Raw genomic sequence first — 6,268 nt, 5'->3', positions numbered from 1 at the left:
AAGATGATTTTGTTAATGCAAAAGTCACCAGTAAGGCAAGAACTGTTGTAGCCGGTTTTGACTTTGTTGTAGCCGAAAACACTGCTTATTCAAGCTGTCAAAGCCCAAACTGGGCTACAGTTTACAGGTTGTCAAGAGTATACTGTTTCGACTCAATTAACGCCCCATTTTTGAAGCAGACAATTGAACGGCAGTATGGCCAAAACTTTAATCTTTACTATAATATCTCGGTGGTTACTCACCCATTAAAAAAGTATAGTTAGCCCCCCTTGTTTTTCAATATATTACCTATATTGGGCATTTGGGGTGTACTTAATCGGGCAATCTCCTGGGTAAGAAACTGGGTGAGCTGACCGTACATAAAATCTGACATCGGCTTAATCGTTTCCTGTCGACGCGACTCCTCTAGGGCAGCAATATAAGCCGTCCGATCTTGGGCATACACTAAGCTCAAGGGAAGGCCATGGTACTGCTGAACGTAATTCATCAGCAACCGAGAAGTGCGCCCATTGCCATCGCCAAAGGGATGAATACTGACCAACTGAAAGTGCACTTGGAATGAAAGATCATAAATCTGCCGAACCGTTTTGGCCGCGGGCAACAACGTATTCATCTCTTTGAGCAAGGTATCAACGGCCGCTGGCACCTTCTTGGCATCCAAAAACATGCGGCTACCAGCCATAGCACTGACTGTTCGGAATTGTCCTAGCCTCGAATCAAACGTGCCCGACAGGGTGTTGGTCGGACCGCCCGTCTGGCGCATGACCGCTGCGGCAATGGCCTGTAGCCGATCCCGGTTCAGGGGCTCGTGTTGGATGGCCCAGTCAAGGACTAGTTGTTGAGCGGTCTGATGATCAACGACCATCAAGTGGTGTTCCAGTGGCTTGTCCCCCGCCGTAAGCCCTTTTTCTAACAAGGTCTGGGTCTCCAGCAGTGTCAGAGTCGAGCCCTCGATGGCGGTCGAATGGTGGGTGTGCACCATTTGGTTATACAACTCGAAGTTGATTACCCCGGTGGTGAGGGCCTGGTATCGCTGAATCAGTTCAGGCAATGTTGGGGCGGTAGAGGGGGAGGTTTGAGCCATGGTGAGCAGTCGAGCAATGGGATAAAAAGATACAAAGGACAACGACTCGTGGCGCGACCGGCCTACGAAGCTACCTACATTTGGGATCTAGCCATGTACTGCTCCGAAAATGCCGTTACCGTTTGGTGCTAGCTCCAGAACGTACTCAATAAAACCATGCGGCTCTATATAAACGCCAACTCGTCTCAGATGGGAGCCTTTTGTGAGAAGGTATAGTGTAACGGAATAGGGTTAGCAACCGGTTGAGATTTCGTCCTAACTCGGTTGCTAACCCGTATTGACCTGCATTCTTTACTGCTGAAAATACTCGATCTTGTCAGCATCGGCGTTGTTGGTGGCGCGCGCTTCGGCCATGCCGCTGGGCAGCACCAGCACACTCAGGTTGAGCATCCCCGTGGTCGCTCCCGGACGCAACACCCCCGTCAGACCAACCGAGAGTTTATCCCCAGCCTCGATCACTTGATTGCTCGTCAGTACATAGTAGTTGGGGTCCGAATCGCTAAACGTCCAGACATCATTTTTCACCGCTCGCCCCCCGACCAAGCTGGCATTTTGGGGCCAGCTCAGAGTAACTTTAGCGTCTTTGGTCAGCTTGAGCGTCACACTGCCGCTGGTGGCCACCCCGTTTAGCTCCACCACATCCACTACAACCGTGATATCGGTCGGGCCATAGGCGGTGGTGGGCCGGGCGTAGAGCACCGGCGTCAGATCGGCTAGTTGGATCCCACTGACTTCCACCGTCAGGCGTTGACTGCAACTGCCCTGGCTGACCACGACGGTAAAGACCTGGGGACCGCTGCTGGTCAGGGTGGCTGACACCAGGGAGGTGGTGGCTGGCGAGCTGAGCCGGGTGCCGGGGGGGGGCAGCCACTGATAACTGCTGCCACCAGTGGCCGATAGGCTCAGACCACTGCCTACTAGGGCCGTAGTCGACGAAGCGCCAGCATTGGCGGCAAAGGTGCTGTTGAAGCTAATGCTGCTGGTAGCGGTAGCCCTACAGCCAGCGCTTCCTGTCACTGTCACCGTGTAGGTGCCCGCCGTTGTTACTACGGCCTGATTGGGGCTGCCAAGTGGGGTAGCCCCCGCACTGAAGGTGTAGGCCGAGCCGCCCCCGGCGGTCAGCGTCAGGCTGGCTTGGGCACAGGTGAGCGTGCCGCTCGATGGGCTGAGCGTAGCCAGGGGGAGGGGGTTGACCATCACACTAATCGTGGTGCTGGCAGGCGAACCGCCCACTCCGGCCACCGTCGCGGTAAAGGTCTGGACGCCCGAGCTGGTGGCCGTGGCCGACACCGCGCTGGTGCTGGTGGCCGACAGCGTCGTGCCGGCCGGAGCGCTCCAGGTGTAGCTAAAGGGGGCCGTTCCCCCCGTGGCTGAAACCGACAGGGCGACCGAACTGCCCGCGCAAACGGCCGTGGGACTGGCCATAGCGGTGAGCGTCGTTTGCACCGGTTGGGTCTGGACACCCAGGCTACATTGGTAGCTATTCTGGTCAGTCGTGGTCCCGTTGCCGAGCTGACCATATGCATTGTCGCCCGTCACACAAAGCGTTTGGCGGGTCGAGCCGATGACCAGCGAATGCCTGGCCGTGGACGCGCGAAACAGACTGACGATGGGCGAGGTAGTGGCAATGGCAACCGGGCTGGTGCGCCTGGAAGTGGTCCCATCCCCCAGCTGGCCATCGTTGTTATCACCCCAGGCCCACAAACTCCCGTTGCTTTGCAAACCTACCGTGTGAAAACTGCCCGTAGCGATACGGATCCAGTTGGTAGCCGTGCCGATGCGTACGGGGGCAGTGCGCTGGGTGAGGGTGCCATCCCCCAACTGGCCCGAGTCGTTTCTTCCCCAGGCCCACAAGCTACCATCACTTTGCAGGCCTACCGTGTGGTACAACCCCGCTTCGATACTAATCCAGTTAGTGGCCGTGCCAATGCGTTTAGGGCTTTTCTGGTCAGTGGTGGTGCCATCGCCTAACTGCCCATAGAGATTGTTGCCCCAGGCCCAGAGTGTCCCGTCGCTTTGCAACCCCACCGTGTGATTCCCTCCCGCCGCGATACTCACCCAATTGGTGGCCGTGCCAATGCGCGCCGGAAAGCTGCGGTTGGTAGTGGAGCCTTCCCCTAACTGCCCATACGTGTTATCACCCCAGGCAACCAGCCCCCCATCACTTTGCAGGCCTACCGTATGGCTGAAACCCGCCGCGACACTGACCCAGTTGGTCCCCGTGCCGATGCGCCCGGGGCTGGTTTTATTGGTGGTGGTGCCATCACCCAGCTGCCCACTGGTGTTATAGCCCCAGGCCCACAGACTTCCGTTACTTTGTAGCCCAACGGTATGGTACGCTCCCCCAACCACGCTAACCCAGTTATTAGCCGTTCCCGTGCGTACTGGTCTGGTTCGATTGGTGGTGGTCCCATCGCCCAGAGCGCCTAATTGATTATAACCCCAGGCCCAAAGACTGCCGTCGCTTTGCAAGCCGGCGGAGGTAGACCCGCCCACGGCCACACTCACCCAGTTGAGCAGCGGACTGCTGGTGCGCTGGGGGATAGGACGGGGCGTAATGCCGGTGCCATCCCCCAACTGACCGTCGTCATTCTCGCCCCAGGCCCAGAGTGTTCCGTCGCTTTGCAAGCCTACCATATAAAACGATCCTGCCGCGATACTCACCCAGTTGGTCCCCGTGCCAAGGCGCCCAGGGCTGGTGCGATTGGTGGTAGAGCCATCGCCTAACTGCCCATGCCGATTGTCTCCCCAGATCCATAGACTACCATCACTTTGTAGACCCGCCGTGTGGGCAGTCCCCGTTGCGATACTGACCCAACTGGTTCCCGTGCCGATGCGTAGGGGAATGAATCGGGTGGTAGTGGTCCCATCGCCCAATTCCCCAAAGTCATTGTCGCCCCAGGCCCACAGACTCCCGTCGCTTTGCAGGCCTACGGTGTGCAGATTTCCCGCTGCGATACGCACCCAGTTGTTAGCGGTACCAATGCGTAGGGGGCTGGTGCGTTCGGTCGCGGTATCATCACCCAACTGCCCTCTAACATTCCATCCCCAGGCCCACAGGCTGCCGTTGCTTTGCAGGGCCACGCTATGAAACCCTCCCGCCGCAATACTCACCCAGTTGGTCCCCGTGCCGATGCGCCCGGGGGCGGTGCGGGTAGTATACGTGCCATCGCCCAACTGGCCGTTGTTGTTATAGCCCCAGGCCCATAGACTGCCGTCGCTTTGCAAGCCGATCGTATGCCCGTTTCCTGCCGCGATACTCACCCAGTTGGTGGCCGATCCAATGCGCACTGGGGCGGTGCGGTCGGTGGTGGTGCCATCACCTAACTGCCCAACGAAATTAGCGCCCCAGGCCCACAGACTGCCGTCACTTTGCAGACCCAGGGTGTAAGAAGCGCCGGCCGCGATACTAACCCAGTTGGTCCCCGTGCCGATTCGTATCGGGTTGGGGTAGCCGCCGGAAGTCGTCCCATTGCCCAACTGCCCGGAGCTGTTATCACCCCAGGCCCATAGCGCCCCGTCGCGGATTTCGAAGGTGCTGGAGCTGAATGGGCCGGTGGCTACTCGCTGGTAGTTGCCTCGGTAGGCATGGCTGGATTTAGTATTGCTCCGGCTGGTTTGGGCGGAGGTCGCAAACGCCAGTAGGCAAAGCCCCAGCCCCAGCAGGGCGTGACGCAGCCAACTGACCCACGCGTTGCCGTTGCCCGTACCGCCTGCTTTGAGGGAGCGGATGGTGGGGGTTTGGGCTACAGTAGTATGGACACAAACCAGCATCAGCAGGCAGGTGTAACGAAGCCGGTTAAACGACCAGGGCAAAAACGGAGCCAGACGTACTCGTGGGTTCATCGATTGGGTAAACAAATTGATTGAGATCGCCCCCGTTAGTGGACGGAGCGGACAGCCCGGAAGACCGGCGGATGGCCGGGGCGTATCGAAGCCAAAGGCTCCTTTGATTGCCGGGGCAAGAGTAGGAATTTAGTCAGGGAGTGACTCGGAGATTTCACCCAAATATTCGGATAATTGTCCCACCCGGGGGCAAAAGCGGTTATATTTTGGACAAATCCCGCTTCTGACTGTGGGAGCGGGCGAATGTATTGGTCAAGACTTGGCCGAGGTAGCTGGGCGTATGCTACGGATAGTAGTTGACAGTTATTAAAACGAGCTGCCCAATTAAGCGCCCCATTTTTAAAGCAAACACATGAACGTTTCTTTATCTCAAGAGGGAGCATTTATATGAGAAAACGTCGTTTATCGTAGTTTGCCGAGTAATGCGTAGATTGGCTACCTCAAGAAACTGATTTTGCCACCCCATTTCCTGATGATCAACCCACAAGCACTCAGCCGGTTCTACCTTACCCTAGTTCCTTTTTTAGCGGCTGGCCTGGCGTTCGGAATCGGCCACAGCAAACCACAACTCTATCTACCCATCTGGATGGCCCATGCCCTCCTGATGGCATTCGCCGTTTGGAGCCTGGGAAAGAACTGCTTCACCAATCCCGACCCTGAGCAAAGACAACTCGGCACCATTGCCCTGTTGGTCATCATTCCCTGGATCGGGTTTACTGTTTTTGCGGGAATGGGACCTCCGCCTACTTCCATACCAGAATGGGTCGAGACCGCTACCGAACAACAGGTCCGCTATGCTCTGCTGATCATAGGGGGGATGCTGATTACTGTTGGGCTGGCCTTGCTGGCAAACAAACTCCGCCAGAGTGGGGAGAAGCAATACTGGTTACTTGGTTTACTAGCGCTGGGCATCGCCATGCCTTTATTTATTGCCAACATGGCCTATTGGGGAAGCTTTTTAGTCGAATCGTTCACCAACTTTTCGGCGGCTTCGGTGGCCAAAAGGCCCGATTGGTACTTGTCTATGCGCGCGCTTTTTACTTGGATCAGTGGCGTGGAGGTAGCTCTTTTGTATTTAGCTACGGCTGCTTTTGGGTTAGCCTTAGAATCAGTTGGCTGGTTGACGTCAACGGCTTGTCGTCTTTATGTGGTATTCAGTCTAGTCGGCACTTTATTGAGTGTGCTCCCCTCCTTTTCGGTTGGCCCATTAGAAATTGTGACGTACCTAGTGTCCATCCCAGCTTTCCCCTTCATCATGCCCTATCTGATGGCGCTTAATTTGTTGAACTTAGCTAATCGCAATGTTAGCACGATTCAATAAACCGGCTCAAGGAACGA

At 56.5% G+C, this 6,268-nt stretch carries 4 protein-coding genes; 2 read left to right on the top strand and 2 right to left on the bottom strand.

Annotation, left to right across the window (positions count from 1 at the left end; genetic code table 11):
• The coding region (locus IC230_RS34295) for a hypothetical protein (protein ID WP_223860977.1) at window positions 1-263 on the top strand (263 nt) is incomplete at its 5' end.
• Here IC230_RS34295 and IC230_RS31370 read toward each other — a convergent pair.
• The gene (locus IC230_RS31370) at window positions 260-1,084 is read right to left on the bottom strand and encodes a Fic family protein (RefSeq protein WP_191043032.1); all 825 of its coding nucleotides are present in this window, start codon (window positions 1,082-1,084) and stop codon (window positions 260-262) included. The two genes, IC230_RS34295 and IC230_RS31370, sit on opposite strands and share 4 nt — an antisense overlap.
• A 291-nt stretch (window positions 1,085-1,375) precedes the next feature.
• On the bottom strand, window positions 1,376-4,930 hold the full coding sequence (locus IC230_RS31365) for an RCC1 domain-containing protein (RefSeq protein ID WP_191043031.1): 3,555 nt from the start codon (window positions 4,928-4,930) through the stop codon (window positions 1,376-1,378).
• Window positions 4,931-5,402: 472 nt separating this feature from the next.
• Here IC230_RS31365 and IC230_RS31360 point away from each other — a divergent pair, with 472 nt between their 5' ends.
• A complete protein-coding gene (locus tag IC230_RS31360) occupies window positions 5,403-6,251 on the top strand; it encodes a hypothetical protein (RefSeq protein ID WP_191043030.1) in 849 nt (282 codons plus the stop codon).
• Window positions 6,252-6,268: the final 17 nt, after the last annotated feature.

It is taken from the genome of Spirosoma validum (assembly GCF_014699035.1).
Taxonomy (GTDB): Bacteria; Bacteroidota; Bacteroidia; order Cytophagales; family Spirosomataceae; genus Spirosoma; species Spirosoma validum.
Note: the sequence above shows the minus strand (reverse complement) of the source record. Positions and strands in the feature narration are given on the sequence as shown.

Bases quoted from the DNA above. Each gene is read 5' to 3' on its own strand.
- IC230_RS31360 (WP_191043030.1), top strand. From the start codon at position 5,403: ATGATCAACCCACAAGCACTCAGCCGGTTCTACCTTACCCTAGTTCCT.
- IC230_RS31365 (WP_191043031.1), bottom strand. From the start codon at position 4,930: ATGAACCCACGAGTACGTCTGGCTCCGTTTTTGCCCTGGTCGTTTAAC.
- IC230_RS31370 (WP_191043032.1), bottom strand. From the start codon at position 1,084: ATGGCTCAAACCTCCCCCTCTACCGCCCCAACATTGCCTGAACTGATT.